The sequence below is a fragment of the Pseudomonas paracarnis genome, assembly GCF_904063055.1.
GTDB lineage: Bacteria > Pseudomonadota > Gammaproteobacteria > Pseudomonadales > Pseudomonadaceae > Aquipseudomonas > Aquipseudomonas paracarnis.
Genome location: NZ_CAJFCN010000041.1, coordinates 1 through 2,605 on the forward strand (window position 1 = coordinate 1; position 2,605 = coordinate 2,605).

A 2,605-nucleotide genomic window follows, 5' to 3' on the forward strand; every position below is an offset into this window, starting at 1 on the left:
TGTTGCCGCTGACCGAAAACTGACCCAGTAGAGGCTGTTCTGCCGACTGAAAACTGACCCAGGTGTTCAACTGCTTCTGCTCAATTTTTGAGCAGGAGAACACAGGGTGATCAGTATGGAAATGATGGGCAAAATTCGGCGGATGTATTTCCGCGACAAGCTGTCGCTGCATGAGATAGCCAAGCGCACCGGGCTGGCGCGCAACACGATTCGCAAGTGGGTCAGAGCACCTGAGGCCAAGCAGCCGGTGTACCAACGCCGCGCGATCTTTAACAAACTCAGCCCTTTTCACGCCACGCTAGAGCAGGCGCTAAAAGCCGATTCGCTGCGCCCCAAGCAACAGCGGCGCAGTGCCAAGGCGCTGTTGGCGCAAATCAAAGCCGAAGGTTATGACGGTGGCTACAGCCAGCTCACCGCGTTTATCCGTGCCTGGCGAGGGGGACAGGGCAAGGCGTCGCAGGCCTTTGTGCCGCTGACCTTTGCTCTTGGCGAGGCGTTTCAGTTTGACTGGAGCGAGGAAGGCTTGCTGGTCGGCGGCATTTACCGGCGTATGCAGGTGGCACATCTGAAGCTGTGTGCCAGCCGTGCGTTCTGGCTTGTGGCGTATCCGAGCCAGGGCCATGAGATGTTATTTGACGCCCATACACGCTCGTTCGGCGCCTTGGGCGGCGTGCCGCGCCGGGGCATCTACGACAACATGAAGACGGCCGTCGACAAGGTCAATAAGGGCAAAGGCCGGGCGGTGAATGCACGCTTTGCGGTGATGTGCGCGCATTACCTGTTCGATCCGGACTTCTGCAACGTCGCCGCTGGTTGGGAAAAGGGCATCGTTGAAAAGAACGTGCAAGACAGCCGCAGGCGTATCTGGCTAGACGCCCAGGACTGCCAGTTTCACTCCTTCGAGGAACTCAATGCCTGGCTGGGCCAGCGCTGCCGCGCGCTTTGGAACGAGCTGACGCACCCTCAATACAGCGGGCTGAGTGTGGCCGAAGTGCTGGAGTTGGAGCGCGCTGAACTGATGCCTGTGCCAGCGCCATTCGACGGTTACGTCGAGCGGCCTGCGCGGGTCTCCAGCACCTGCCTGGTCAGCGTCGGGCGCAACCGCTACTCGGTGCCGTGTGAGTACGCGGGTAAGTGGGTCAGCAGCCGTTTGTATCCGACGCGAATCGAGGTGGTGGCTGACGACGCGCTGATCGCCAGCCATGTCCGCTTGCTGGATCGCGACCAGGTCAGCTATGACTGGCAGCACTACCTCCCGCTGATCGAACGCAAGCCCGGTGCGCTGCGCAACGGCGCGCCCTTTGCTGATCTGCCGGCGCCGCTGCGTCAGCTTAAGCACGGTCTGGGGCGTCATGCCGGCGGTGACCGGATCATGGCGCAAGTCCTGGCTGCCGTACCGGTCGCCGGACTCGATGCCGTGCTGGTAGCCGTTGAGCTGGTACTGGAGAGCGGCAGCCTGAGCGCCGAACACATCCTCAATGTCGTGGCACGGCTGACAGCATCCGAACCACCACCCAGCGTCGAAACCCACTTGTCGCTCAAGGAAGCCCCCGTCGCTAACACGGCGCGCTACGACCGCCTGCGTGGCCAGGCCGAGGAGGTCGGTCATGCGTGATTTGATGGCGGAACTCAAGGAGCTGCGCCTGCACGGCATGGCCACGGCCTTGGCGGAGTTAACTGCACAGGGTGAGTCGAACACAGCCTCGTCCAAGTGGCTGCTCGAACACCTGCTGGAACAAGAGCACACAGATCGCGCCATGCGCTCGGTGAGCCACCAGATGAACATGGCCAAGCTGCCGATGCACCGCGATCTGGCCGGCTTCGACTTCAGCGCCTCCAGCGCAGACGCTCGTTTGATCAGCGAACTGGCCAGTCTGGCCTTTACCGACACCGCGCAGAACGTGGTGCTGATCGGTGGGCCTGGCACCGGTAAAACCCACCTGGCCACTGCGCTGGCCGTGTCCGGCATCACCCGGCACGGCAAGCGCGTGCGCTTCTACTCCACGGTCGATCTGGTCAATCTGCTGGAGCGCGAAAAGCACGACGGCAAAGCCGGGCGGATCGCCCAAGCTCTGCTGCGCATGGATCTGGTCATCCTCGACGAACTGGGTTATCTGCCCTTCAGCCAGGCCGGCGGTGCGTTGCTGTTTCACCTGCTATCCAAGCTGTACGAACACACCAGCGTGGTGATCACCACCAACCTGAGCTTCGCCGAATGGTCGAGCGTGTTCGGCGACGCCAAGATGACCACCGCCCTGCTGGATCGGCTGACCCACCACTGCCACATCGTCGAAACCGGTAACGAGTCCTATCGCCTGCAACACAGTAGCTTGGCGGCCCAGGCCAAGATCAAATCACGGGAGCGAAAGCGTAAGGGCGGCCAGGAACCGGAGGACGATGAGCCGTTCTGATTTCATGGCGACGACGGCCTGCTACATGGCTGCGTGTGGCAGGTCTTAAACAACTGAACTGGGCTAGCGAAGGAGTGGGGGCAACAGCAGCTGCGCTGGTAGACTTATCCACAGTTGCTGGTAACAAAATCAGCAATCCGCCCTGGGTCAAATTTCAATCGGCAGGGTGGGTCAATTTTCCATCAGCGCCAACA

General features: G+C 61.2%; 2 protein-coding genes. Both read left to right on the plus strand.

Annotated features, from left to right (window positions below; genetic code table 11):
- Positions 1-115 precede the first annotated feature (115 nt).
- Positions 116-1,615: an IS21-like element ISPst3 family transposase gene (gene istA / locus JMV15_RS27770; RefSeq protein WP_110992713.1), complete on the plus strand. Its 1,500-nt coding sequence runs from the start codon at positions 116-118 to the stop codon at positions 1,613-1,615.
- Positions 1,608-2,411, plus strand: a complete 804-nt coding sequence (istB, locus tag JMV15_RS27775) for an IS21-like element ISPst3 family helper ATPase IstB (protein WP_071890699.1) — start codon at positions 1,608-1,610, stop codon at positions 2,409-2,411. The genes istA and istB overlap by 8 nt, the downstream gene beginning before the upstream one ends.
- Positions 2,412-2,605 lie beyond the last annotated feature (194 nt).

Bases quoted from the DNA above. Each gene is read 5' to 3' on its own strand.
- istA (WP_110992713.1), top strand. From the start codon at position 116: ATGGAAATGATGGGCAAAATTCGGCGGATGTATTTCCGCGACAAGCTG.
- istB (WP_071890699.1), top strand. From the start codon at position 1,608: ATGCGTGATTTGATGGCGGAACTCAAGGAGCTGCGCCTGCACGGCATG.